Below are 23,179 nucleotides of genomic sequence, written 5' to 3'. Positions count from 1 at the left end.
GTTCAACCATGAAAATCGATGTGAGCGGCAAAGTAGCCATCGTCAGCGGCAGCACGGCCGGGATCGGCCTGGGCATCAGCCAGGCCCTGGCGCAATCCGGTGCCACCGTGGTGGTGATCGGGCGTGACAGCAGCAAAGTCGACGCTGCACTGGCGAGCATCCGCCAGGCGGTGCCAGGCGCCGATCTGCGCGGGTGCGTGGCCGACCTGGGCACGGTCGAAGGTGCCGAGACACTGTTCGCCGCCGAACCCCGCGCCGATATCCTGGCCAACAACCTGGGCATCTTCAATGATGTGGATTTCTTCGAGGCACCGGACAGTGAATGGACGCGCTTCTATGAAGTCAACGTGATCTCCGGCGTGCGACTGGCGCGGCATTACGTACCGGGCATGGTCGAGCAGGGCTGGGGGCGGGTGATCTTTGTGTCGTCTGAATCCGGCGTGGCGACCCCGGCAGACATGATCAATTATGGCGTGACCAAAAGCGCCAATCTGGCGGTGTCCCATGGCCTGGCCAAGCGCCTGGCAGGTACCGGTGTGACGGTCAACGCGATCCTGCCGGGGCCGACGTTCACCGATGGCCTGGAGCACATGCTCAAGGACGCCACGCAACAATCCGGGCGCACCGCGCGGGACGAGGCCGATGTGTTCGTGCGCAACGCGCGGCCGACGTCGATCATCCAGCGCGCGGCGAATGTGGATGAAGTGGCCAACCTGGTGGCGTACATTGCTTCACCGCTGTCGTCTGCCACTACCGGCGCCGCGTTGCGGGTCGACGGTGGTGTGGTCGACAGCATGGCGATCTGATTTTTTAACGGTCTGGAGTATTTATCGTGGCAACAGCGTCTTCTGTGATTGAAATCCCTGCGTCGGCTGACCAGGTCTGGAAACTCATCGGTGGCTTCAACAGCCTGCCTGACTGGCTGCCCTTCATCGCCAAAAGCGAGCCGAGCGACGGTGGCCGCGTGCGTCACCTGCATACTGCCGATGGCGGCCAGATTGTCGAGCGGTTGCAGACCTTCGACAACGTGGCGCGCACCTACAGCTACACCATTGAGCAGTCGCCGTTTCCGGTGAGCGCCTACTTGGCGACCGTGCAGGTTGAAGCGCTGACCGAATCGTCTGCCAAAGTAACCTGGTCCGGTGTGTTCACGCCGGCTGAGGGCACCACGGATGCAGCGGCGGAGACGTTGTTTGCCGGCGTGTACAGCGATGGCCTGGAGGCGTTGCGCGCCAACTTCCCCGGCTGACGCCAACCCTCTGTCAGGGCTCGTTCCCACGCTCCCGCGTGGGAATGCCTCCTGGGACGCTCCGCGTCCCGTTGCGCAGGTGACGCAGAGCGTCACGGGCTGCATGCCCACGCGGAGCGTGGGGACGATCAAGCAGTGCGTGGGCCGACGCGATGGCCTGTGCGGGTGTGAGCCGCGCCGTATCGAGCAGGAACGGCGGCTCATCCCAGGCTTCGTATTCATGTGCCAACACCGACTGCCAAGTCGGCGGCAGCAACCCTGGAATATCGCTTTCACGGCTCTCGACCCTGCGCCGATGCTCCTGCTGATCAGAACAAATCACCTGGATATCGACCAGCTCAACGCCCGCCGCCCGCGCTACACCTCGCCAAGCCTCGCGGCTCTCCCTCACCGGGTTCACACAGTCAGCGATCACTCGTTGCCCCAGGCGCACATTACTCAGTGCCAACGCATTCGCCACGCCATACCCGCTGGTACCCACATCGCCCGCCAGCGCGCCAGCCTCCCGCAGCGCTTGTTCGATCACGTCGATGCGCAGGTAAACCGCGCCCATCTGCCGGGCCAGCTCCCTGGCAATCGTGGTCTTGCCGGTGCCGGGCAGGCCGCTGAATACGATAAGCATGGTTGATCTCCTCGCTGCTACGGGGGTGTTAGAGTGGGGCTGTTTCGTTCGACTACAGGACCGTTCATGACCTTGCCCTTCGTCAAGATGCACGCCCACGGCGACGACTTCATCATCATCGACCGCCGTGGCCAGGATAACCCTATCACGGCGCAGATCGCCCGGCGCCTGGGCGACCGGCACACCGGCATCGGTTTCAATCAACTTGCGGTAATGCTCGACTGTGACGATGCCGCCGCCCGCATTCAGTTCTGGAACTGCGACGGCACGCCGCTGCAAACCTGTGGCAGCGCCACACGAGGCGTGGCCGACCGCTTGATGCATGAGGCCGGCACCCATGCCGTGGTGCTGCGTACCGACCGTGGACTGCTCACCTGCGTACGCGTGGACGGGCAGCGGGTGTCGGTGGACATGGGCGAGCCATCGTTGGCGTGGGAAGCGGTGCCGCTGGCCCGGGCGATGGACACCCGCGTGCTGCCCATCGACGGTGAACCGGCCGCCTGCGGCATGGGCAATCCGCACTGTACGTTCTTCGTGGAAGACATCGCTGCAGTGGATGTCGAAGCGGTGGGCCCGGCCCTGGAATATCACCCGCTGTTTCCGGCCAGGACCAATGTGCATTTTGTGCAGGTGCTCGAGCGTAACCGTATCCGCCTGCGGATCTGGGAGCGTGGTGGCGGCGTACCGCTGGGTTCCGGGTCCTGTTGCTGCGCGGCGGTGGTCAATGGCGTTCGACGCGGGCTGCTGGATGACAAGGTGGAGGTCGAATGCGACGGCGGCACGTTGACGGTGCAATGGGACGGGCAGGGCGGGGTGGTACTGACGGGCAGCGTCGAGCCGATCATGCAGGGTGTGGCGTACCTGCCTGGAACGTCACGCTGAACGTGGTGCCGCGCGTCGCGCAGGAGTTCACCGCCACATCGCCGCCGTGCACCCTGGCCAGTTCGCGCACGATGTACAGGCCCAAGCCCACGCTGCGCACATCGCTGCCCTGGTGGGTGCCTCGGGTCATGGGTTCGAACAGCCCGGCCAGCAACGCTTCGGGAATCGCCGCGCCGTAGTTGTGCACCGCAACCTCACCGCCCTGGGCGCCCAGGCGCGAGGTGACGGTGATCGGCTGTTGCAGGTCACCATAGGCCACGCTGTTGGCGACGAGGTTGCCGATCATCTGCTGCACACGGTCGGCATCCAGGCACGCGTCGCCATAGCCCTCGGCCTGGTGCACCAGCGTGGCCCTGGGGAAGGCCACCCGCAGTTCGTCCACGGCCTGATGAATCACCGTGTGCAAATCCAATGGCTGGGCCCGGATGCTGATGCCCTGGCCGACCCGGGCCTGGGTGAAGTCCAGCAGGTCGGCGATCATGCGTTGGGCGCGTTCGGACGACTGGTCGATATGCCCGAGCAACTGGTGCTCCTTGGTTGTGCGCTCGCCGCGGCGAAGAAAGTCCGACGCCATGCGGATCGCGGTCAGCGGGTTTTTCAGGTCGTGGCTGACAATCGCCACCATCTGCTCGGCGAACAACGCACGTTGCTGGGCAACGGCGTAGGCTTGGCTCAATTCGGCCTGGGCCTGGTGCAGTGCCTGTTCGGCGGCGGTTTTTTCCTGAAGCAGCGCTTCGGCCAACTTGCGTGCGTTGAGCAGCTCGCGCTCGTACTTGTCGCGGTCGGTGGTGCCGAACAGCGCCAGGTCATACACCACGCCCTCGGCCTGCTGGCGTTGGCTGGCATTGAGCAGCACGGTGACTTTGTGCCCGTCGCGATGGCGAATGTCGAGCTTCACCTCGTTGACGCTGCCATGCATGCGCAGCATCGGCGCCAGGTGGGTCTGGTAGAAAATCCGCCCGCCCATGGTCAGCAGGTCTTGAAAACGTTGGCCGAGCAGCTGGGCCGCGCTGAGCCCGAGCCACTCACCCAAGCGCTGGTTGGCGTGCACAATCGTACCGTCTTGCTGGGTCACCGCCAGGGCGCAGGCGGCGCTGTCGAACAGCGGCTCAGCCGGCACTGACGGTGGCCCACGGCACCAGGAACTCATCCATCGCCGCCGCGCAGGCCTGGGGCGCACTCATGTGCGGGCAATGGCCGATGTTGTCCAGCAGGTGATAGGTGCTGTTGGGCAGCACGGCATGCAGGTATTCGCCGACGGCCACCGGGGCGATCAAGTCGTCGCTCGACTGCAGGATCAACACGGGCGTGGTCAGGCCGGATACGTCGTTGCGGTTGTCCGAGAGAAAGGTCACCCGGGCAAATTGCTTGGCGATGTCGGGTTCGGTGCGGCAGAAACTCTCGGTCAGTGTGGTGCTCAGCTCGGGTTGCCCAGGGGCACCCATGATCACCGGGGCCATGCTGCTGGACCAGCCGAGGTAGTTGCTGTCGAGGGTGTCGAGCAGGTCTTCAATGTCGTCGCGCTTGAAACCGCCGACATAACCCTCGGCGTCGATATAGCGCGGCGATGGGCCAATCATCACGTGCGCCACGACCCGCCCCGGCGCGAGACGGTCAGCGAGGGTGCCGATCATGGCGCTGACCGAGTGCCCCACCAGAATCACCGGGCCTTCGGCATAGGCGTCGATCAACTCGTCGAGGTCGCGGGCGTAACCTTCCAACGTGCTGTACTTGGCTTTGTCGAAGGCGCCAAGGTCCGACAGGCCGGCGCCGACCAAGTCGTACAGCACTACGCGAAAGCGTTCGAGAAAATGCGGTGCCAGGTAATTCCACATCGCCTGGTTGCAGCCGAAGCCGTGGGAAAACACCAGGGTCGCAGCGCCGCGGCCCATCACATTGACGTTGTTGCGGTGACGTAGATCCATGGCGTTCTCGTAGATGGCTTGTTGCTATACAGCGTGGCGGCAGTTTAGAGAGTCGCAGGGCCTGGGTCACGCGTTTGCGCGTAGATAAGGTAAAGTCGGCGCCTTCAGGAAGAGACTTCAGGTAACAATAGATGATGCTGATTCTGCGGCAATCCGTCATGAGTGTGCTGGTGCTGATGTTTGCCAGTTTGTTGATGACCGCCCAAGCCGACACATCGCCCATTGGCGTTGCGCTCGATCAACGGGTCATAGACCTGACCAATACCCTCGACGCGGGCAGCGTCCTGCGCCTCAAGCAGCAACTGGCCGACCTTGAGCAGCGCAAAGGCGCACAGGTTGCCGTATTGCTGGTGCCCAGCACCGGCGACACCGGCATCGAAGACTACGCCAACCAACTGTTCCGCGCCTGGAAGCTGGGGCGCAAGGATGTCGACGACGGCATCCTGCTGGTGGTGGCCAAGGAGGACCGTACGGTGCGCATTGAAGTGGGCTATGGCCTGGAAGGTACGGTCACCGACCTGCTGGCCCATCGCATCATCGAAGAGCGCATCACCCCGGCATTTCGCCAGGGCGACTTTGCCGGCGGCGTTCAACAGGGTGTGGACGCCCTGACCGTGCTGGTGGACGGCGGCGACCTGCCCAAAGTGGCCGGGCCTGGGATCAATCCACAAATCATCGCGGTACTGGCGGCGTTTGTCCTGGGCGGCCTCGTTGGGGTGCTGCTCGCCGCCGGCAAGGTGCATTGGCGCAAGGCCTTGGTCATCGCCGTGGCGGGCACGTTATTGCTGGCGCTGCTGGGCGGTGGTCGAGAATGGCCGATGTTTCTGTTTGTGATACCGCTGACCCTGTTGATTGGCGGCGCCACCTTCGGCGCGTTGTGGCAGCTACGGCCGCTGTTTTACGGCGTGGTCGGGCTGCTGGTCTACAGCGCCGCGTTGGGGGTGGCGGATCGGTATGTGGACGTCAGTTTTATCCATTGGCTGGCGTGGCCGCTGGCTGTGCTGGTGGTGCTGGGGTTGTATCTGCTGCTGTTGATGATCATGAGGCACACCTGGAGGACCCGCCGCACAGGATTTGTCGTGCGGCTGCTGGCAGCGGTCGCCGTCTATGGGGTGGCCGGGTGGATGCTGGATGACGGTCGCGACGGTTGGCTGCTGGCGTTTCCTATTGCGTCGTTCGTGGCGCTGATTATTTTCGGCAAGGTCGGCGAGGGATCGGGGTCTGGCGGTGGGTCGGGGTCGAGTTCCAGCAGTTCCAGTTCCAATTCCAGTAGTAGCTCGTCCGGTGGTGGAGGTTCCAGTGGCGGCGGTGGGGCGTCGGGGAGTTGGTAGCCTACGCCGCCAGCCCGGCACTGCGCCTAGTGATCAGTTGAGCCGTCGACGCCTGGTGTGGGCGCAGCCGCCGGGTCTGACTTTTTAGGCCGGCGTATGGCGCTGCTGGCTTGTGTGAGCACGCAATAGGCCGAGTGTTGCGGCCACTCCTTGCGGCTCGTCTTGACCAGGCTCGTGGGGCATAACAACAGTACGTCACCGAAGGAAAACAGGGGGAACGCTGATACCTCGGGCTTGCCGCGCACGGTTTCCACGTTGCCCCAGATAGTCGTGTCGAAATCTTCTGTCGCATAATCCTTCGTCAGCATGTACCGGGCCTCTACCGAGGTCCGGGCCTCCATCATCAATGCCGCCGAATAAACGATCGCAGCGGGGCTGCCGGGCGAAATAGCGATGACCACGCCTGCGGACACGAGCATTATTAACAAGCCAAGGCTGAGGCGTTTGAATAAATCCGCCTTGCTGACGTAGAACACCACGACGGGCAGCAGCGCGACGGTGGCGGCGAACATCGAGATAATCATCAGGCGGCTCAGGGCCTCGGGTGTGTCTTCTCCCGTGTAGGCTTGCAGGATCAGGCTGGCCGGAAACACTGCGCCGATCACGGTTGCGACCAGCAGCAATGCAACCATCAGCATGAACCAGTACCGTAGCGACCAACTGCGAGGGTTGCGAAGGCTCGCCATAGTGGCGCACGTGTCCACGGCCACCCTGAACGTCGGAATCAGCAGCAGCACAAGCAGTGACCCGGCAAGCCAGATAAGCATCCAGATAAGTTTGCCCCAATCGTCCAAGTCGGGGCCTTTAAAGTTTTGCCAGAGCAGCCCAACGATTCCGACCAGTATGGGTACAAGAAGCACGCCAGTCAGTTTGTGCTGCTGGGACGGAATGTCGTTGAACAACGAAACCGTCAGCCCGAACAGCACAGTGGTCGACAATAGAATCAGCAGGTAAACACTCAGCATTCCCATCACCGCGGCGAGCCACGGGATCAGCGCAGATTTGGCCTCGAGCGCGGCGGCCATCAGATCCGGGCGGCCTATCGAAGTGGCGTAGGTCGACAACGTATAAAACCCCAGCAGCGTGCCGAAGCCAGCGAAAACGACGCTCAGTGGTGCCCAATAGGTTGCTACTCGTTTGAGATTTTTCTTCAAGGTTTGTTGAAAGGTCAGGGGGGTTGCATTGAGCACGGTGAGCATCCTTCCTTGGGTCGAACGCGAGTCGACGAGTGTTCGTTGGGTTTTTTCTAATGGCGTGGCTCGAAAAATAGAGGCTAAAGCGTCTGCACCGTCTCATCCCACGCCATGCCACCGTGCTCCGAGGGCGAAGGCTGCACATAGGTGTAGCCCAGGTGGGTGTACAACGGCACATGCTGATCCTTGCACATCAAGTGAATGCTTTGCTTGCCCAGTGCGCGGGGAGCGTCGGTGGGCAGGGCGTTGCGAAAGGTGAGGGCGGGCATGGGTGTTTCCAGGGATATTCAGTGAAAGGGGCATCTTAAAGAAACATTGGGCTGATGGCACCGGAAGGTCATCCGTCGCCTTTTGTAGGAGCGAGCTTGCTCGCGAAAAAGGTCAACGATAACGCGTGCTTTCTGAATGAACGCGGCGCCTATGAGTCTTTCGCGAGCAAGCTCGCTCCTACAAAAAATCTGCGCGGTTTTGACCGAATCGACACGACCAATCGTTAGGCTTGAACCTTGCGAAACCCCATCGCCGACCAAAGCCAGCGACGGGACGAACTAGAAGGTGACCTTCGCACAGGCGCAACCGAGCGTTTGTATCAGACTCCCGCCGCCAACTTGCCCCCCTCCATCCGGCGCTTATACGCACTGTCCCGACTCGCCAACCAGAAGTACAACGGCGACGTCACCACCAATCCCACCACCCAGGACAAATCCGCGCCGTTGATGTGTTCGGAAATCGGCCCGACGTACAGCGGCGTATTCATGAACGGAATCTGCACCGCGATCCCCACCGCATACGCCAGCAGCGCTTGTGGGTTGTACTTACCGTAGATCCCGCCATCCACGCGAAAGATCGAGGCGATGTCATATTGGCCTTTGTGGATCGCGTAGAAGTCGATCAGGTTGATCGCCGTCCACGGCACAAGTACCACCAGCAGCACCAGCACCATGTCGACGAAGTGGCCGATGAAGTCCTTGGAGGCGAATACCGCCGCAATCGCGCAGGCGGCCAGCACCACCACCGAGATTACCGCGCGGCTTTTCGCCGTAGGGATCCAGCGGTAGGCGAAGGTCTGCACCAGGGTGATGATCGACAGCACCGCGCCGTACAGGTTGAGGGCGTTGTGGCTGATCACGCTGAGCAGGAACAGCACCAGCATCAGCGGGCCGATGGCGCCGGTGGCGAGCTTGACGGCGTCCATGGTGTCCATGCCCACGGGGGTGGCGAGCACGGCGACGGCGCCGAAGATGAAGGCCAGGCTCGACCCCAGCGCGGAGCCCAGGTAGGTGGTCCAGAAGGTGGACGCGACGGGTACATCGGCCGGCAGGTAGCGGGAATAATCCGAAACGTACGGCGCAAAGGCGATCTGCCACAGCGCGGCGAGGGAAACGGTGGCCAGCCAACCGGAAATGTTGAAGCTGCCGCGGGTCAGGAAATCCGTGGTCTGCACGTGGGTGAAGATGTAGCTGAAGCCCAGCACGATGCCGGCGCCGAGTACCCAGGTACCGATGCGGTTGAGCACATGGATGAAGCGATAGCCGATGATGCCGATGATGCCCGAACCAATGGCGCCGATCACGATGCCGACGGGCACCGGCACCGCATCGACCACGCCATGCAGGGATTTGCCGGCCAGCACGATGTTGGAGGCGAAGAAGCCGATGTACATCACGCCGGCAATCACCACCACCAGCAGCGCGCCGAGGGAGCCGAACTGGGCACGGCTCTGGATCATTTGCGGAATGCCCATTTGCGGGCCCTGGGCCGAGTGCAGCGCCATCAACACACCGCCGACCAGATGGCCGACCAGGATGGCGACGATGCCCCATACCAGGTTGAGGTGGAACAACTGCACCCCCAATGCGCCGGTGACGATCGGCAGCGGCGCGATGTTGCCGCCGAACCACAGGGTGAACAGGTCTCTTACCTTTCCATGGCGATCTTCCGGGGGCACGTATCCAATCGTGTGTTTTTCGATAAGCGGGGCGGAGGATGTTGCAGTGGTAACCATGAGGAGCTCCAAGGCAAGGTGAGTACGTGGACGTACTTCGCTGTGCGCAGCAATGGCGGCGCTTTGTTGTTGGAGTGATCATCTGCAATGGGCAGGGGGAGGTAAATTAGTAAGTTTGTTGCTATAGACCTTAAAAAAAGTATCTCGCGGCGGTTTTTGCTCCGGTATGTTGCATGGGCTTGAATCGTTGAAAAAAGCCGGTTTTTCTTGCACGTTTTTGGGGCAAAAACCCCTGTTTTCGGAGGCCCCGATGGCTGCCTACAACCTGCGCCAACTCAGGTATTTCGTCACCACCGCCGAATGCGGCAGCGTCGCCGAGGCGTCGCGCAAGCTGTATATCGCTCAGCCGTCGGTGTCCACCGCCATCAAGCAGTTGGAAGACAGTTTTGGTGTGCAGCTGTTTATCCGCCATCACGCCCAGGGTGTGTCGCTGACGCCCAGCGGTGCGCGCTTCTACCGCAAGGCGCTGGAGCTGCTGCGGGTGGCTCATGAGTTCGAACAGAACGCCTTGGCCGACAATGATGTGGTGGCCGGGCAAATCGATATCGGCTGCTTTGAAACCGTGGCGCCGCTGTACCTGCCGCGCCTGATCGCCGGGTTCAAGACGCGCTGGCCGGGGGTGGAAATCCGCATTCGCGATGGCGAGCAGCAGGAGCTGGTGCAAGCGTTGACGGCGGGCACCATTGATGTGGCGATGCTGTTCGAGCACGACCTGGGCGGCGCCATCGAGACCATGCCCTTGATGCCGCCGCAGCAGCCCTACGCGCTGTTGCCGGCCGATCACCGTTTTGCGCGGCAGGCCAGGGTGTCGTTGGTCGACCTGGTGCTGGAGCCAATGATTCTGCTGGATGTGCTGCCGAGCCGGACTTACTTCGTGAGCATCTTTGATGAGCGTGGGTTGACGCCGAATATCGTGTTCAGCTCGCCGTCGATCGAGATGGTGCGGGGCATGGTGGGGCGCGGGTTCGGATTTTCGATCCTGGTGACCAAGCCGTTCAGCGAGTACACCTATGATGGGCAGAAGGTGGTGTGTATTCCGCTGGCGGAAACCGTCACTGGCTCGGGGTTGTCGGCGGTGTGGCTCAAGCGCGCCCCGCTGACCAAGCCGGTGCAACTGTTCGTTGATTACTGCCGCGAAGAGCTGGCGCGATTGCTCGGGTAAACACAGAGCCCAATGTGGGAGGGGGCTTGCTCCCGATAGCGGTGTATCAGCCAGCTCATGTATTGGCTGATACACCGCTATCGGGGGCAAGCCCCCTCCCACATTTGATTTGTGGTGTATTTCAGATGCGTAGCGAGTCCAGCATCCGCTGTAACAGGGCATCACACCCTGCCAGCTGTTCCACGCTCACAAACTCATCCGGCTTGTGCCCCTGGTCCATGCTGCCTGGCCCGCACACCACGGTGGGTATGCCCACCGCATCAAACAGCCCACCCTCAGTGCCAAACGCCACGGTGCCAAACGCACTGGAGCCGCAAAACGACGCAATCAATTGCGCGGCCTGGCTGTGCTCATCGGTGACCAAACCCGGGTAGGCGGACAACGCGGTGAACCGAATCGAGCTCTGCTTGCTCACGGCCTGCATGCGCGGCAGTACCTGCTGCATGGCGTAGGTGTGCAGTTCGTGCGCCACTTCACCGGGATCCGTCGAGGGCAGGGCGCGTACTTCGAAATCAAACCGGCAGTCGGCGGGCACGATATTCAGTGCCTTGCCGCCGCTGATCACGCCGGTTTGCACGGTGCTGAACGGCGGATCGAAGCGAGGGTCCTGGTGCGCACGCAAGCGTTGGCCAATGCGCCCCAGTTCGCCGATCAACTCGGCGGCATGCTCGATCGCATTCACCCCGGACGGTGCATACGCCGAATGACAGGCCTCGCCATGCACATCGCAGCGCATCGCCAGCTTGCCCCTATGGCCGAGCACCGGTTTGAGCTCGGTCGGCTCGCCAATAATGCACAGCATCGGCTTCACCGGACGTTGCGCCAACACGTCGAGCAGCGAGCGTACCCCGAGGCAGCCGACTTCTTCGTCATACGACAGGGCGATGTGTACCGGCAGGCGCAACCGCGCCTCGACCAACTCCGGCACCAGCGCCAGCACGCAGGCGATATAGCCTTTCATATCGGCGGTGCCACGCCCGTACAGCTTGCCGTCACGCTCGGTCAGTTGAAACGGCGGCAGCGTCCAGGGCTGCCCATCCACCGGCACCACATCGGTATGCCCCGACAACACGATGCCGGGTAATTCCACCGGGCCGATGCTGGCGAACAGGTTAGCCTTGCTGCGCGACGCGTTGTAGATCAGCTCGCTGGCGACGCCGAACCCCTCCAGGTAGTCGCGCACGAACTCGATCAACTGCAGGTTGGACTCGCGGCTGGTGGTATCGAACCCCACCAGCGTCTGCAGCAACTCGCGGCTGCGGCTCATCGCTCGTCTCCGGCCACGCCATAGCCTGGGGAGCGATCCGGGGCGAGGGCGCGGTCGATGTAGTCCTGCACTTGCGGACGGTAGGCGTCCCACAGTGTTTGCAATTGACTGATGGGGGCTTCATCGGCCCAGTCCACGCGCAGGTTGATGATCGGCCAGGTCAGCTCACCCACCACCACCAGCGCGGCCGAATGCACCGGGCCGGCTTCGCCACCGGCGCCGATGGCGGCATGCATTGCCGCGAGCAAGCGGTCCGCCAACTGGCCTTCGCCGTGTTCGAAGGCGCTGACCATCGCCTCGATCACCCCTCGGTCGGCGAGCATATTCCCCGCCGCCACGCATTGCTCGCCCGACACGGCATTGTGGGTGCCCAGGGTTTCGCTGCCGCTGAAATGCACGCTGCGGCCCAGGTGATCGATTGCGGTCAGCTGGCGGTATTGGCTGTAGCCGTTGCGCGTCAGGGCTGTGTCGACGGCATCCGCCGGCGTGAGGCCTTGCTCCAGGCAGTCGAGCACTTCCGGGCCAAGGGCCGGCAGCGTGATGTTCTGGGTGGCGACCGCACCTACACCCGGCCGCAGCCATGGGCAACGCGCGCCCACGGCGATGCTCGAGGAGCTGATGGCGATGCCCAGCTGGCCGGTCTCCGCGCAGCGACCCACGATTGAAAAGGTCATGGCTAGTCTCCTTACTCTGGAATAACCGCGATCACATCGATTTCCATCAGCCACTGCGGCTGGCCCAGCGCCGAAACTACCAGCCCGGTGGAGATCGGGAACACGCCCTTGAGCCACTTGCCGACTTCCTGATACACCGGTTCGCGGTAGCGCGGGTCGATCAGGTAAGTGGTGGTCTTGACGATATGCGACAGATCGGAGCCCGCTTCCTCAAGCAGTTGCTTGACGTTGCGCATGGCTTGTTCGGCCTGGGCACGTGGGTCGCCCAGGCCGATCAGGTTGCCGTCGAAATCGGTGCCCACCTGGCCGCGCACATACACGGTATTACCGGCACGTACGGCCTGGCACAGGTCGTTGTCCAGGCTTTGGTTGGGGTAGGTTTCTTTGGTGTTGAACATGCGGATGCGAGTATGAGTAGGCATCAAAAAAAACTCCGGCAAAGGGATCAGGCGCTGACAGGGGAGGGGCGAGCCAGCGGGGCGGCTTCGCGGTACTCAAGGTATTGACGCTGAATGGCGATATGGTCGGCCACGTACTTGGCGTCGTGCCATACGCCCCAGATAAACGACGAGCCACGACGCGACTGCCACGGCAGCCCCAGGAAATAAATCCCGGTTTCGCTGGCTACGCCGCGCTGGTGCAGGGGCTTTCCAGCGGCGTCGAATGCATCCACCTTGAGCCAGCTGTAGTCCACGGCAAACCCGGTGGCCCAGATGATCGAAGTGATACCGGCCTGGGCAAGGTCTAGTTCCAGGATCGGATGCTTTATGCAGTCGGCATCCGGGAATACGCGGCGGGCTTCAGGCTCAAGCGGCAGGTCGAGGCCGTTGCGCTCGATGTAGGCATCGGCCGCATCCAGCAGGGCCAGGTAGTTCTCATCGCCACGGGCCAGATTCTCTACCAGGTTCGGTTGGAATGTGGCGACGCTGCCATTAAACGCTTGGGTGAGGCCGACCAGGGTCATGCCTTGCTGGGCCAGTTCCCGAAAGTCGATGGTCTTGCCGCCGTGGGCGCCGCTCACTGCGATGGTCACGTGCTCGCGGCCGGGTTTCATCGCGGCCTGGTCCCACTCGCCCAGCACCCCCAGCCACCAGCAGAAATCCCGGTTGCGATAAGCCCGAGGCGGCCGGTCATGGGCGCCGACCGACAGGTACACCTGACGACCGGAGCGTTGCAGTTCATCGGCGATTTGTACGCCGGAAGAGCCCGCACCCACCACCAGCACGGCGCCCGCCGGCAGTTGCGCCGGGTTGCGATAATCGGCGGAATGCAGCTGATGCAGCGCGGTATCTGTCTGCGCAATCGCCGGAATCACCGGCTTCTGAAACGGCCCGGTGGCGGCCACCACGCGGTTGGCTTCGATCACGCCTTGGCTGGTGTGTACGGTAAAGCCTGGACGGCCTTCATTGCGCACCACCGACGTCACCTCCACGCCCGTACGAATCGGCGCATTGAACTTGCGCGCATAGGCTTCAAAGTAGTCCGCCACGCGCTCCTTCGGCGCAAAGCCATCGGGGGCCACATCATCGAATTCCAGGCCGGGAAAACGGTCATGCCAGGCCGGCCCGTTGGCCACCAGTGAATCCCAGCGCCCGGTGCGCCAGCGCTCGGCGATACGACTGCGCTCCAGCACCAGGTGCGGCACGCCGTGCTTGCTCAAATGCTCGCTCATGGCCACGCCGGCCTGGCCGGCGCCGACCACCAGGGTGTCGGTTTTTGTTATTGATTCAGTCATGTGTCTGTCCTTGCGTCATGCAGTTGGATTCAACGTGGGCATGACTTCAAGGCTAGGGGGAGGGTGGTTTTTAATAAAATATTATTAAGCTTGGGAGTGAGCATAAATATCGGATGCAGCGGGTCTTGAGATAGCCTTCGGTGGAGGAGGTAGGGCGATTAATACAAACGGTTAAGGGTGGATTTTTTAAAGTCATGGAGAGAGTGAGTGCTGTGCTAGAGATAAAACGAGCCACACCAGACGACGCTGACAGGGCGTTTGAGATTCGTCGCGAGGCCATTCGCAGTCAGTGCATTGGTGCCTACAGCGCTGAGCAAATGGCACTCTGGACCCGAGGTCGCGCAAGCGACGGTTACAGCACATTGATGGAAAAATTGTTTTACATGGGTTGGGTGAACGGTGAAGCCGTCGTTACGGGCATGCTTGACCTGGCCAACAATGAAATCGGGGCGTTGTTCGTAAGGTCCGCATTCACCGGGCGCGGGTATGGCAAGGCAATGCTTGACCACCTGGAAGACGTTGCGCGGCAGCGGGCGGTTGCAGAGGTGGTGCTTGACTCGACGTTGAACGCGGTGAGCTTTTATAGAGCGTGCGGGTATGTGGGGCATGAGCAGGCGGTGTATCGCTCGCCAGCGGGACTGGTGCTGGCGTGTGTGCCGATGGTGAAAAAGCTTGCGCAGAATTCCGGTGCGGCAGGCGACCAAAGCGAGTGCCTGGTTACGTAATCATCTGCTCGGCCGATCACCATATGGCCCTGATCGTTCCCATGCTCTGCGTGGGAATGCCTTCCGGGACGCTCCGCGTCCTGCCAGCCACTGCGCTCAGGTGACGCAGAGCGTCACGGGCTGCATTCCCACGCGGGAGCGTGGGAACGATCTTTGAAACCAGTGCGCAATCGCTCAATCACCTGCTCCACTCCGGGTCCTTGAATCAGCGGCGGCGCATCACTCTCGCCAAATTCACGCCATACAAACAACGTCAGTTCAGCCCCATCGGTCGGGGTTTTGGCTTGTGCTTGCGAGCCGAAGCTGTGCAGCGTGCGATAGCGTTCGTCCTGCCAGAACGCTTGCTCTACCCAGTCATAGACGGGGATGAAATGAAAGTGCAGCGCAAATCCCGGCATATGCCCGTAGCGGCTTATGTAGAGCCACTTGGGCTGCAGCTGCGTTTCCATTATCCGTTGGGTTCGGGCAAGCAGACCGCCCAGTTCGGCCAGTGCGGCGTCGGGCATGTCAGCGAGGGAAGCAATCGGTGCCTTGGCGCCCAGCATCAGGTAGCCCGGCAGTTTTGAAGACTGATGATGGTTGAGCAGCCAGTGTTCGGTCTGGTGCAGGATGAAGGCGGGGTCTATTGGCATGGGCGCGCGTCCATGTGAACTGGAGCGCCAGGATAACAAGGATCCCCGAAATGGGCGTGGTTTCGAATCTGTGGGAGCTTGACCATCGACGGCTATGTAACTGATACGCCGCAATCCAAATGTGGGAGGGGGCTTGCCCCCGATGAGGAAGTATCAGTCGCTCCACCTGTGACTGACCCACCGCCATCGGGGGCAAGTCGAATCGTCGCACCGCCCCTCCCACATTTCTGACCGGGTTCGAGCCTCAATGCATTTTGCTGTGGTCCATCTGGCTATGGTCCATCCCGTCAACACCCCGCGCAGCAGCCTTCACTTCAATGCTTTGCTCAGCGCCCTTGGCGTCTTTTACCGTGAGAGTCAGCGGCACCTGGTCGCCTTCCTTGATCTGGCCGGTCAGGCCCATCAGCATGACGTGGTAGCCATTCGGGTCGAGCGTGACGGCTTTGCCGGCGGGCAGGGCCACCGAGTCCACCGGGCCCATGCGCATCACGTCGTCCTTCATGCTCATTTCATGGATCTGCACGTCCTTGGCCACGGGCGACGCCACGCGCAGCAACTGGCTGTCGCTGTCGGCGGTGACGGTCATGAACGCGCCGCTGGAGGGCTGGCCCGGCACGGTGGCGCGGACCCAGGCGTCGGTCACTTGCACCTGGGCGCTGGCGTGGGCGGCGAGGCCGAGCAGGGTGAGGCCGAGGGTGAGACGCTTGAGGTGTTGAACGGCAGTCATTAGCAGACCTCCATGACGGTGAGCAGGTCTTCTGCGCACTCTTTAGCAGTAAGGGACGCCTGCAAGCCAAGGCGCAGGTTGCCACGGGTGTCGAACACGAAGCTGGTGGCGGTGTGGGACAGGGTGTAGGTGTCGCCGGCGGGGATCTTTTCATAAAAGATCCCGAACTCCTTGGCGGCCACGGCGATTTCCTGCGGGGTGCCGTAGAGGGCTTCGAAACTGGGATCGAAGGCCTTGACGTATTTGTCGAGAATCTCGGGGGTGTCGCGCTCGGGGTCCAGGGTGATGAACACCACCTGCATGATTTCACCGTCGCGGCCCATCAGCTTCTTGGCCTGGGCGGCGCGTGCCAGGGTGGTCGGGCAGACCGCCGGGCATTGGGTAAAGCCGAAGAACACCACGGGCATCAGGCCACGGTACGAGCTGAGGGTGACGGTTTCGCCGTCGGTGTTCTTGAGCTTGAAGGTGCGCCCCATGATCTTGTCACTGAGGTCTTTGCCGTACTTGAAATTCAGCTTGGGGCTGTAGTCACAGCCGCCCAGCAGGCTGCCCAGGCCTAACAGGCCCATGCCGGTCAGCACTTTGCGGCGGGTGAATAACGTACTCATCAACTGTGCGTCCTGTGAAACGCCTGAATGGCTGTGCAGCGGCCCACCCGGCTTTGAAAAGGAGTAACGAGAAGGGTGCTGAGTCTACCAACCTTGGCCACCCCGCGTAATCTGCGACGTTCTGCCACAGGGCAGCATTGCGCTGCGTCCTTTTGCGGGTTCGGTGGTAGCGGCGGCGCATGAAAAGGGGAGTCTCGGTTTCCGATTAAGGCTTGGCTGACCGGTGTTCCAGTAACATCCCGAACTACTTTGCCTGCTCGAGTGCAGCGCCGTTACCGTCGCGATCATATTCATGATTTTTCAGTTGCGATGGAACGCGACAGGGCCTGTGAGCAGGCCTGTCGCTACCGCAAAATCAGGGAAGGGCTTGAAAACAGGGCATCACGCGGCCAATGGCTTACTCGCCAAAGACTTCTTGTAAGTTGCTTTCATCGCTTCCATTTGCGCGCCCAGCTCGTCCAGCTTTGCCTTGCCCAGCAGTTTCTTGGCCTGGGGAAACATCTCGGTTTCTTCTTCTTCGATATGGTGTTCCAGCAGCTCCTTGACCACTTTGACGCGACCGGAAAACTCGGTGGAAGACGGATCGGTCTGCTTCAGGTCAGGCAGCACCAGTGAATCGACAGTGCGGTGCTCCTCCTTGGCTTCGTGGTACATGATGTCCTGTTCCTTACCGCCGGCTTCCCTGAAAGCCGGGTAGAGGATTTCCTCTTCCAGCTTGGTATGCACGGTAATTTCCATCTCCAGCTTGGCCAGCAACTCGGTGCGTTTTTTCACCCCGCGCTCGGTGGATTCGCTCAGTTGGGTCAGCAGGGTCTTGACGCGTTCATGGTCGGCTTTGAGAAGGTCGATGGCATTCATGTGGAACCTCACGGATAGTCGTCGGGCATGTCGAAACGCACGCCTCGTGAGTCAGAAAATTGCATTACGCGTACCAACTTTCACGTAAAAAAAATTGTTTTAAGAATCATATAGATAGAGTCAAGCTAGCGTTTCGCTGTCGTGCAGCTTGCATGATCGGGCGTTGCCGGGATTGCACAACGCACATTTACCGCGTTGGCCCAGGTTTCAGTTGAAAAAATCCAATGGAACCCTTGGCGCTTCTGCTTGACCTAAGCCTTAGACATCAGGAGGTGAAGCATGGAAATAAACTATATCTGGATCGTACTGGCGGTGATTCTGCTGCTGTTGGAACTGTGGGCGATCAATATCGTATTGCGCAGCACTGGGGGCTGGGAAACCAAGGGCTTGTGGGTGGTGGTGCTGGTCTTCGTACCGCTGCTGGGGCTGATCGCCTGGGCGATGTTCGGGCCTAAGCGTGAGATGGCGCAAGAGCGCAAAAACTAACAGCATTCAGCGATAAAAAAACAGGCGCCCCATGGGGCGCCTGTTTTGGTTGCGGCCTAAAGATCAGCCCGCGACTGCTTTGGCAATCGCTTCATTGAACGCCGGCAGATCGTCCGGCGTGCGCGAAGTGATCAAGGTCCAGCCATTGGCTTTGCATTCCTGCACCTGGGCATCGACCACGCCAGCGGCACCGGCGTTTTCCAGGTCGATACGCACGCTTTTATACGCGGTGAGGGTCTTGCCTTTGACCACGCCGGCGTCGATCAACGCCCACGGGCCGTGGCAGATCGCCGCGATGGTCTTGCCGGCCTGGGCGAACTCATTGATCAAGCGCAGCGCGGCTGCGTCCTGGCGCAGGGTGTCGGCATTCACGGTGCCGCCGGGAATGACCAGCGCATCGAAGTTGCCGCCGACCACGTCCGACAGTTGCACGTCGGATTCCACGGTCTGGTCTTTTTCCGTATCGCCGACAAAGGTCTGGGTGGTGCCGCCTTTGCTGGACGCGTGCGTTACCGTCGCGCCGTAGCTACGCAGGGTTTGCAAGGGCTTGAGCAGTTCGTCACGCTCGATGCCGGTGTTGGAGGTGATGACGAGGATGTGCTTGCCGTTGAGTTGCGAACTCATGGTCGAGTGTCTCCTTGGGTCATGGAAGGATTAATGGGCGTGTTTGGCTTGCAGCTCCTTGGCCATTTTCAGGTGTGCTTCCAGGGTTGGCAGAGTCTTGGTAGCGAAGGCCTTCAACTCGGCGTTGTCCGAGGACTCGGCTTCCTTCTTGAACAGGTCGACGGTTTTTTGATGGGCGTCGACCTGGTTGTTGGCGTACGCCTTGTCGAACGATTCATCGCGCATTTCCAGGATGGCTTTCTTCGCCTTGTCGGTCAGAGCAGCATCATCCGGTACTTCGATGTCGAGTTTTTTCGCCAGGGCCATCAGTTCCTGATTGGCCTTGGTATGGTCAGTAATCATGTGTTGGGCAAAAGTTTTCACGTCTGCCGAGCTGCTTTTTTCCAGGGCCAGCTTGCCGGCTTCCACTTCGGTGATACCACCCTCGGCGGCATTGTCGACAAAGTCGTTGGACGTGGCGGCCATCGCGGTGGAAATCGAGCCCGCAACCAGCGCGAATGTCAGGCCCATTTGTTTCATCAGTCGAGTCGTCATGGTGTCTCTCCTTGGGAAATGGCGTGATGCCGTTACATCAGTGTTGAGCCGCGCCCTGCGCAAAAGGTTTAAATTTTTTTTGCGTGAATTGACCCAGCGGCCAAGCGGGCAATTTCCTTGAACTAATCCAAATTCCCAAGGTTCTGCTGCATAGGGCCGCCGCTGTGGGTGGCCTGTCATTGCCAGGAGATAGCACTGTGACCGATCACACGCCCGCCGATAAAACCCCCGCACCCATCAGTTCCGAAGACGCGCAAAAAGGCCATGCCGACGGCGCCAAGGGGCAGACCCTGGAGCGTCCGAACCCCAAGACCGAAACCATCGACAAAGTCGTGACGCCAACCTCGATCAAGGACATCGAACGCCAGACGGATGCGATCAACGAGAAGCTCAGCAAGGGGCAGTGAGCATGGCCCGTTCCATCAGCGCGGCCGAGTTGGGCATCGCGCTCAAGCCCGGCGATGACACCGGCCTGTTCAAGTGGTTTATCGCCAGTTTCCTGATGGGCAAGCGCATTCAGGCGCCCATTGCCGCGCAAGCCTACAAGGTGATCGTTGAAGAGGAGGGCCGCGACACCCCGCGCAAGTTGCAGCACTGCACGGCGCGGGAGCTGGTCGCGATGTTGGGGCGTGCGCATTACGTGCGCTACGACGAAACCACGGCGCAACGCCTGTTGGACCTGAGTGCGAAGCTCAACGCCGAGTACGGCGGCAAGATCACCCGCATGCGTGAGGCCAGCGATAACCGCCAGGCGTTCGAAAAACGCCTGGGTGAGTTCGAGGGTGTCGGCCCCAAGACCATCGAGATTTTCATGCGCGATGCCGCCACGGTGTTGTTTTGACAGCACCTCTGTATGTGGGCTGCGCCGGCTGGAGCTTGCCCCGCGAGCATTGGCCGGCCTTCGCTGAGCAAGGCACGCATTTACAACGCTATGCCTCGCGTTTCAATGCGGTGGAAATCAACAGTTCGTTTTATCGACCTCACCTGGCAAAAACCTATGAGCGTTGGCGTGAGTCGGTGCCTGCGGGTTTCCGTTTTTCCGTCAAGGTGCCCAAGCGGATCACCCACGAACTGCGCTTGCAGCAGTGCGGTACCGCCTTGGACGAGTTTCTCGCGCAGTGCCTGCAACTGGACGAGAAGCTGGGTTGCCTGTTAGTGCAGCTGCCGCCGTCCCTGAGGTATGAGCCGTTGGTTGCCGACGCTTTTTTCGAGGCGCTGCGCCAACGGTTTGCCGGTACCGTGGTGCTGGAACCGCGCCATTCCAGTTGGCTCGCGGCCGGAACTTTGTTGCAGTCGCTCGAAATCGGTTGGGTCAGCGCCGACCCTGCGGTGATCGCTGCCGGTGATGCCTGGCATGGCGTGCGTTATTGGCGTCTGCATGGCTCGCCGCGGATTTATCACAGCGCCTATGGGCACGAGCGGGTGCAGGCGTATGCGCGGTTGCTGCGCCAGTCGATTGAAGAGGGCATTCCCACCTGGTGCATTTTCGACAATACCGCCAGCGGCCATGCGGTCGCCGATGCCCTCGACCTGCTCGACGTCTACCCGCACCTCGACGCTCGGCAAGGCTTATAAACGCAACGGCTGGTTAGCTGGGCGAGGGCCGGGTACTCTTTGTTTTCAGTTCAGGGAGAGGTGACCCGATGTCGTTGATCACAACCATCGAAGACTTACGCAAGCTTGCGCAAAAACGTGTCCCGCGGATGTTCTACGACTACGCCGATTCCGGCTCCTGGACTGAGAGCACTTACCGAGCCAATGAAAGCGACTTTGCCCGGATCAAGTTCCGTCAACGCGTGGCACGCAATATCGATGAGCGTTCGATTCGCGCCAGCATGATCGGCCAGGACATGGCCATGCCGGTAGCGCTGGCACCCACCGGCCTGGCGGGCATGCAGCACGCCGATGGCGAAATTCTCACCGCCCGCGCCGCTGCGGCGTTTGGCCTGCGCTATACCTTGTCGACCATGAGCATCTGTTCGCTGGAAGACATTGCCGAGCACGTCGGCCAGCCCTTCTGGTTCCAGTTGTATGTGATGCGCGACCGTGGGTTTATCGAGCGTTTGATCGAGCGGGCCAAGGCGGCTGGTGTTGATGCGTTGGTGTTGACGCTGGACCTGCAGATCCTCGGGCAGCGCCACAAGGACCTGATCAACGGCTTGTCCGCGCCGCCCAGGCTGACCCTGCCGAACATCCTCAACATGATGACCAAGCCGCGTTGGGTGATGGGCATGCTGGGCACCCAGCGACGGGGCTTCGGCAATATCGTCGGGCATGTGACGGGGGTGGCCGATATGAGTTCGCTGTCGGCGTGGACCGCCCAGCAGTTCGACCCGCGCCTGAGCTGGGACGATGTGGAGTGGATCAAGAAGTGCTGGGGCGGCAAGCTGATCATCAAGGGCATCCTCGATGTGGAGGACGCGCGCCTGGCGGCCAATACCGGCGCCGATGCGTTGGTGGTCAGCAACCACGGTGGCCGCCAGCTGGATGGCGCGCCGTCGAGCATCAGCCAGCTGCCGGCGATTGTCGAGGCGGTGGGCAAGCGGATTGAAGTGTGGCTCGACGGGGGGATCCGCTCTGGCCAGGATGTACTCAAGGCCATGGCACTGGGCGCCAAGGGCACCATGATCGGGCGCCCGCACCTGTATGGCTTGGGGGCGATGGGCGAAGCGGGCGTGACAAAAGCGCTCGAGATCATCGCCCGTGAGTTGGATGTGACGATGGCACTGTGTGGCTATAACGATATACGCGAGGTGAATCGCGAGATCTTGCTGCCTGGCACGTTTCCTGACGGCGTGTGATGCGCAAAAAAACCTTAAAAAGTAAAAAGAGTTGTCCACGAAAACCGTGGGTATCTCTGTGGATAACTTTGCAAGGGCCCGGCAGCGTTGGCGATTTAACCTGCGGTCAATATTTGATCAACTTTCAATGGGGGCCAATATGGCCAGGGTTTGCGCTTGACAGGCCTGAGCGAACCCAGTGCCGAAAAGCGCATTTATGAGTCACCCACGCGGTCTGTGGAATGCGTGACCAGCGGTGAAGGCATGCTCGTTTGCATCAGCTTGTGCAGCGCCTGGCCATAATCGCGCCCGGCCAGGCTCATGCTGTTGTTATGACTGGCACCCGGCACCAGTAACAGCCGCTTGGGCTCCTGGGCGGCTTCAAATAATTGCTGGCTGAAACGCGGTGGCACGTAGCGGTCATCGAGGCCATGCACCACCAGCAAGGGCATATGGATATCGGCCATCTTGTCGATGGAATCGAATTTCTGCGAGAGCAACCAGCGTACCGGCAACGAGGTATTGGCAACCGCCGTGGCAACATCTCCCAGGGAAGTGAACGTGGATTCGATCACCAGCCCGCGCACCGGCAGCGGTACCTGTTTGCTCAGCTCTGCGGCGAGGTCGATGGCCACTGCGCCACCCAGGGAATGCCCGTAGAGCAGGCGTTTGCCGGGGTCGGGTTGCAAGGTCTGGAAGCGCTCCCAGGCGATGCGTGCGTCTTCATACACCGTGGTTTCCGAAGGCAGGTCGCCCTGGCTTTTGCCAAAACCGCGATAGTCGATGGCCAACACCGAAAAACCCATGGCGTGCAATTGTTCGATGCGAAACAGCTGGCCGGTGAGGTTCCAGCGCACGCCGTGCAGGTAGAGGATGGCGGGCGCATCTTTCTGCGCGGCCGGGTACCACCAGCCATGAATATTCTGGCCGGCTTTGAAGGCGGCGGGCTTGATATCGAACTCCTGTACGGCGTTGGGCAGCCCGGTGTACCAGCCTGCGGTGCCCGGTTCGATGCGAAACACCAGTTCGCGCTCCTTGTGTTGCAGCACGGCGCAGCCCACCGGCAGGCCGACGATCAACACGGCCATGCACAGCAGCACCAGCCAGCGCAGGCCCCGGCGGGGCATAGAACGAGATGACATGAAGGTTCCATTACAAAG

27 protein-coding genes and 1 pseudogene are annotated in these 23,179 nt (G+C 61.2%); 11 read left to right on the top strand and 17 right to left on the bottom strand.

Going from position 1 to position 23,179, the window contains the following annotated elements; all coding sequences use genetic code 11:
• Nucleotides 1-8: 8 nt before the first annotated feature.
• Together C4J89_RS15400 and C4J89_RS15395 are read left to right on the top strand one after the other, a co-directional pair.
• The gene (locus C4J89_RS15400) at nt 9-806 is read left to right on the top strand and encodes an SDR family NAD(P)-dependent oxidoreductase (protein WP_124414922.1); all 798 of its coding nucleotides are present in this window, start codon (nt 9-11) and stop codon (nt 804-806) included.
• 26 nt (nt 807-832) lie between these two features.
• Complete coding sequence (locus tag C4J89_RS15395) at nt 833-1,249, top strand: SRPBCC family protein (protein WP_124367337.1); 417 nt, start codon at nt 833-835, stop codon at nt 1,247-1,249.
• Nucleotides 1,250-1,262: 13 nt separating this feature from the next.
• On the opposite strand, the gene C4J89_RS15390 is transcribed toward C4J89_RS15395, so the two are convergent.
• Nucleotides 1,263-1,871 carry an AAA family ATPase gene (locus C4J89_RS15390; protein WP_124414921.1) on the bottom strand — a complete coding sequence of 203 codons (609 nt, stop codon included), beginning with the start codon at nt 1,869-1,871 and terminating at the stop codon, nt 1,263-1,265.
• A gap of 66 nt (nt 1,872-1,937) precedes the next feature.
• Here C4J89_RS15390 and dapF point away from each other — a divergent pair, with 66 nt between their 5' ends.
• On the top strand, nt 1,938-2,753 hold the full coding sequence (gene dapF, locus C4J89_RS15385; RefSeq protein WP_124414920.1) for a diaminopimelate epimerase: 816 nt from the start codon (nt 1,938-1,940) through the stop codon (nt 2,751-2,753).
• Here dapF and C4J89_RS15380 read toward each other — a convergent pair.
• Both C4J89_RS15380 and C4J89_RS15375 read right to left on the bottom strand, forming a co-directional pair.
• Nucleotides 2,713-3,873, bottom strand: coding sequence for a PAS domain-containing sensor histidine kinase (locus tag C4J89_RS15380; RefSeq protein WP_124416034.1), 1,161 nt, complete (start codon nt 3,871-3,873; stop codon nt 2,713-2,715). The genes dapF and C4J89_RS15380 overlap by 41 nt on opposite strands.
• On the bottom strand, nt 3,863-4,678 hold the full coding sequence (locus tag C4J89_RS15375) for an alpha/beta fold hydrolase (protein ID WP_124414919.1): 816 nt from the start codon (nt 4,676-4,678) through the stop codon (nt 3,863-3,865). The genes C4J89_RS15380 and C4J89_RS15375 overlap by 11 nt, the downstream gene beginning before the upstream one ends.
• A 131-nt stretch (nt 4,679-4,809) precedes the next feature.
• Between C4J89_RS15375 and C4J89_RS15370 the strand changes: the two genes are divergently transcribed.
• Nucleotides 4,810-6,009, top strand: coding sequence for a YgcG family protein (locus C4J89_RS15370; RefSeq protein WP_124414918.1), 1,200 nt, complete (start codon nt 4,810-4,812; stop codon nt 6,007-6,009).
• 26 nt (nt 6,010-6,035) lie between these two features.
• On the opposite strand, the gene C4J89_RS15365 is transcribed toward C4J89_RS15370, so the two are convergent.
• The 3 genes and pseudogenes from C4J89_RS15365 to C4J89_RS15355 form a co-directional block, all read right to left on the bottom strand.
• Complete coding sequence (locus C4J89_RS15365; RefSeq protein ID WP_124414917.1) at nt 6,036-7,199, bottom strand: hypothetical protein; 1,164 nt, start codon at nt 7,197-7,199, stop codon at nt 6,036-6,038.
• Nucleotides 7,200-7,282: 83 nt separating this feature from the next.
• Nucleotides 7,283-7,426 (bottom strand): annotated as a pseudogene (locus tag C4J89_RS15360) (GNAT family N-acetyltransferase); the annotation flags it as partial.
• A 365-nt stretch (nt 7,427-7,791) separates the two neighbouring features.
• Nucleotides 7,792-9,207, bottom strand: coding sequence for a cytosine permease (locus tag C4J89_RS15355; RefSeq protein WP_124414916.1), 1,416 nt, complete (start codon nt 9,205-9,207; stop codon nt 7,792-7,794).
• Nucleotides 9,208-9,457: 250 nt separating this feature from the next.
• Here C4J89_RS15355 and C4J89_RS15350 point away from each other — a divergent pair, with 250 nt between their 5' ends.
• Nucleotides 9,458-10,369 (top strand): LysR substrate-binding domain-containing protein, encoded by a 912-nt coding sequence (locus C4J89_RS15350; RefSeq protein WP_124414915.1) that lies wholly within the window; start codon nt 9,458-9,460, stop codon nt 10,367-10,369.
• Nucleotides 10,370-10,490: 121 nt separating this feature from the next.
• On the opposite strand, the gene argE is transcribed toward C4J89_RS15350, so the two are convergent.
• Genes argE through C4J89_RS15330 form a run of 4 tightly spaced genes read right to left on the bottom strand, consistent with a single transcriptional unit; the run spans nt 10,491 to nt 14,045 of the window.
• Entirely contained in the window at nt 10,491-11,636 is a 1,146-nt protein-coding gene (gene argE / locus C4J89_RS15345; protein WP_124414914.1) for an acetylornithine deacetylase, read from the bottom strand.
• The gene (locus C4J89_RS15340) at nt 11,633-12,310 is read right to left on the bottom strand and encodes a DUF1028 domain-containing protein (protein ID WP_124363195.1); all 678 of its coding nucleotides are present in this window, start codon (nt 12,308-12,310) and stop codon (nt 11,633-11,635) included. The genes argE and C4J89_RS15340 overlap by 4 nt, the downstream gene beginning before the upstream one ends.
• Nucleotides 12,311-12,321: 11 nt before the next feature.
• Nucleotides 12,322-12,732 carry a RidA family protein gene (locus C4J89_RS15335; protein ID WP_063030874.1) on the bottom strand — a complete coding sequence of 137 codons (411 nt, stop codon included), beginning with the start codon at nt 12,730-12,732 and terminating at the stop codon, nt 12,322-12,324.
• Nucleotides 12,733-12,755: 23 nt separating this feature from the next.
• Complete coding sequence (locus tag C4J89_RS15330) at nt 12,756-14,045, bottom strand: NAD(P)/FAD-dependent oxidoreductase (RefSeq protein ID WP_124414913.1); 1,290 nt, start codon at nt 14,043-14,045, stop codon at nt 12,756-12,758.
• 212 nt (nt 14,046-14,257) lie between these two features.
• Here C4J89_RS15330 and C4J89_RS15325 point away from each other — a divergent pair, with 212 nt between their 5' ends.
• Nucleotides 14,258-14,770, top strand: a complete 513-nt coding sequence (locus tag C4J89_RS15325) for a GNAT family N-acetyltransferase (protein ID WP_124416033.1) — start codon at nt 14,258-14,260, stop codon at nt 14,768-14,770.
• A gap of 113 nt (nt 14,771-14,883) precedes the next feature.
• Here the strand turns inward: C4J89_RS15325 and C4J89_RS15320 are convergent, their stop codons facing one another.
• From C4J89_RS15320 to C4J89_RS15305, 4 genes are all read right to left on the bottom strand, one after another.
• The gene (locus tag C4J89_RS15320; protein ID WP_124414912.1) at nt 14,884-15,402 is read right to left on the bottom strand and encodes an HIT family protein; all 519 of its coding nucleotides are present in this window, start codon (nt 15,400-15,402) and stop codon (nt 14,884-14,886) included.
• A 244-nt stretch (nt 15,403-15,646) separates the two neighbouring features.
• Entirely contained in the window at nt 15,647-16,129 is a 483-nt protein-coding gene (locus C4J89_RS15315) for a copper chaperone PCu(A)C (RefSeq protein WP_124363192.1), read from the bottom strand.
• On the bottom strand, nt 16,129-16,737 hold the full coding sequence (locus C4J89_RS15310) for an SCO family protein (protein WP_124363191.1): 609 nt from the start codon (nt 16,735-16,737) through the stop codon (nt 16,129-16,131). The genes C4J89_RS15315 and C4J89_RS15310 overlap by 1 nt, the downstream gene beginning before the upstream one ends.
• 381 nt (nt 16,738-17,118) lie before the next feature.
• Nucleotides 17,119-17,595 (bottom strand): hemerythrin domain-containing protein, encoded by a 477-nt coding sequence (locus C4J89_RS15305; RefSeq protein ID WP_124414911.1) that lies wholly within the window; start codon nt 17,593-17,595, stop codon nt 17,119-17,121.
• A 279-nt stretch (nt 17,596-17,874) separates the two neighbouring features.
• On the opposite strand from C4J89_RS15305, the gene C4J89_RS15300 reads away from it, so the two are divergent.
• A complete protein-coding gene (locus tag C4J89_RS15300; protein ID WP_124363189.1) occupies nt 17,875-18,081 on the top strand; it encodes a hypothetical protein in 207 nt (68 codons plus the stop codon).
• 63 nt (nt 18,082-18,144) lie between these two features.
• On the opposite strand, the gene C4J89_RS15295 is transcribed toward C4J89_RS15300, so the two are convergent.
• Together C4J89_RS15295 and C4J89_RS15290 are read right to left on the bottom strand one after the other, a co-directional pair.
• Nucleotides 18,145-18,705 (bottom strand): type 1 glutamine amidotransferase domain-containing protein, encoded by a 561-nt coding sequence (locus C4J89_RS15295; RefSeq protein ID WP_124414910.1) that lies wholly within the window; start codon nt 18,703-18,705, stop codon nt 18,145-18,147.
• 30 nt (nt 18,706-18,735) lie between these two features.
• Nucleotides 18,736-19,239 (bottom strand): DUF4142 domain-containing protein, encoded by a 504-nt coding sequence (locus tag C4J89_RS15290; RefSeq protein ID WP_124363187.1) that lies wholly within the window; start codon nt 19,237-19,239, stop codon nt 18,736-18,738.
• A gap of 197 nt (nt 19,240-19,436) precedes the next feature.
• On the opposite strand from C4J89_RS15290, the gene C4J89_RS15285 reads away from it, so the two are divergent.
• The 4 genes from C4J89_RS15285 (at nt 19,437) to C4J89_RS15270 (ending at nt 22,040) form a co-directional block, all read left to right on the top strand.
• Nucleotides 19,437-19,646, top strand: coding sequence for a hypothetical protein (locus C4J89_RS15285; RefSeq protein ID WP_124363186.1), 210 nt, complete (start codon nt 19,437-19,439; stop codon nt 19,644-19,646).
• A gap of 2 nt (nt 19,647-19,648) precedes the next feature.
• On the top strand, nt 19,649-20,080 hold the full coding sequence (locus C4J89_RS15280; protein WP_124414909.1) for a DNA methylase: 432 nt from the start codon (nt 19,649-19,651) through the stop codon (nt 20,078-20,080).
• Nucleotides 20,077-20,814, top strand: a complete 738-nt coding sequence (locus tag C4J89_RS15275; RefSeq protein WP_124414908.1) for a DUF72 domain-containing protein — start codon at nt 20,077-20,079, stop codon at nt 20,812-20,814. Before C4J89_RS15280 ends, C4J89_RS15275 begins: the two co-directional genes overlap by 4 nt.
• 68 nt (nt 20,815-20,882) lie before the next feature.
• On the top strand, nt 20,883-22,040 hold the full coding sequence (locus C4J89_RS15270) for an alpha-hydroxy acid oxidase (protein ID WP_124414907.1): 1,158 nt from the start codon (nt 20,883-20,885) through the stop codon (nt 22,038-22,040).
• A gap of 194 nt (nt 22,041-22,234) precedes the next feature.
• Here C4J89_RS15270 and C4J89_RS15265 read toward each other — a convergent pair whose 3' ends face one another.
• Nucleotides 22,235-23,161 carry an alpha/beta hydrolase gene (locus C4J89_RS15265; protein ID WP_124414906.1) on the bottom strand — a complete coding sequence of 309 codons (927 nt, stop codon included), beginning with the start codon at nt 23,159-23,161 and terminating at the stop codon, nt 22,235-22,237.
• Between the last annotated feature and the right edge of the window lie 18 nt (nt 23,162-23,179).

This window comes from Pseudomonas sp. R4-35-07 (assembly GCF_003852235.1).
In the GTDB taxonomy this organism is placed as follows: domain Bacteria; phylum Pseudomonadota; class Gammaproteobacteria; order Pseudomonadales; family Pseudomonadaceae; genus Aquipseudomonas.
Note: the sequence above shows the minus strand (reverse complement) of the source record. Positions and strands in the feature narration are given on the sequence as shown.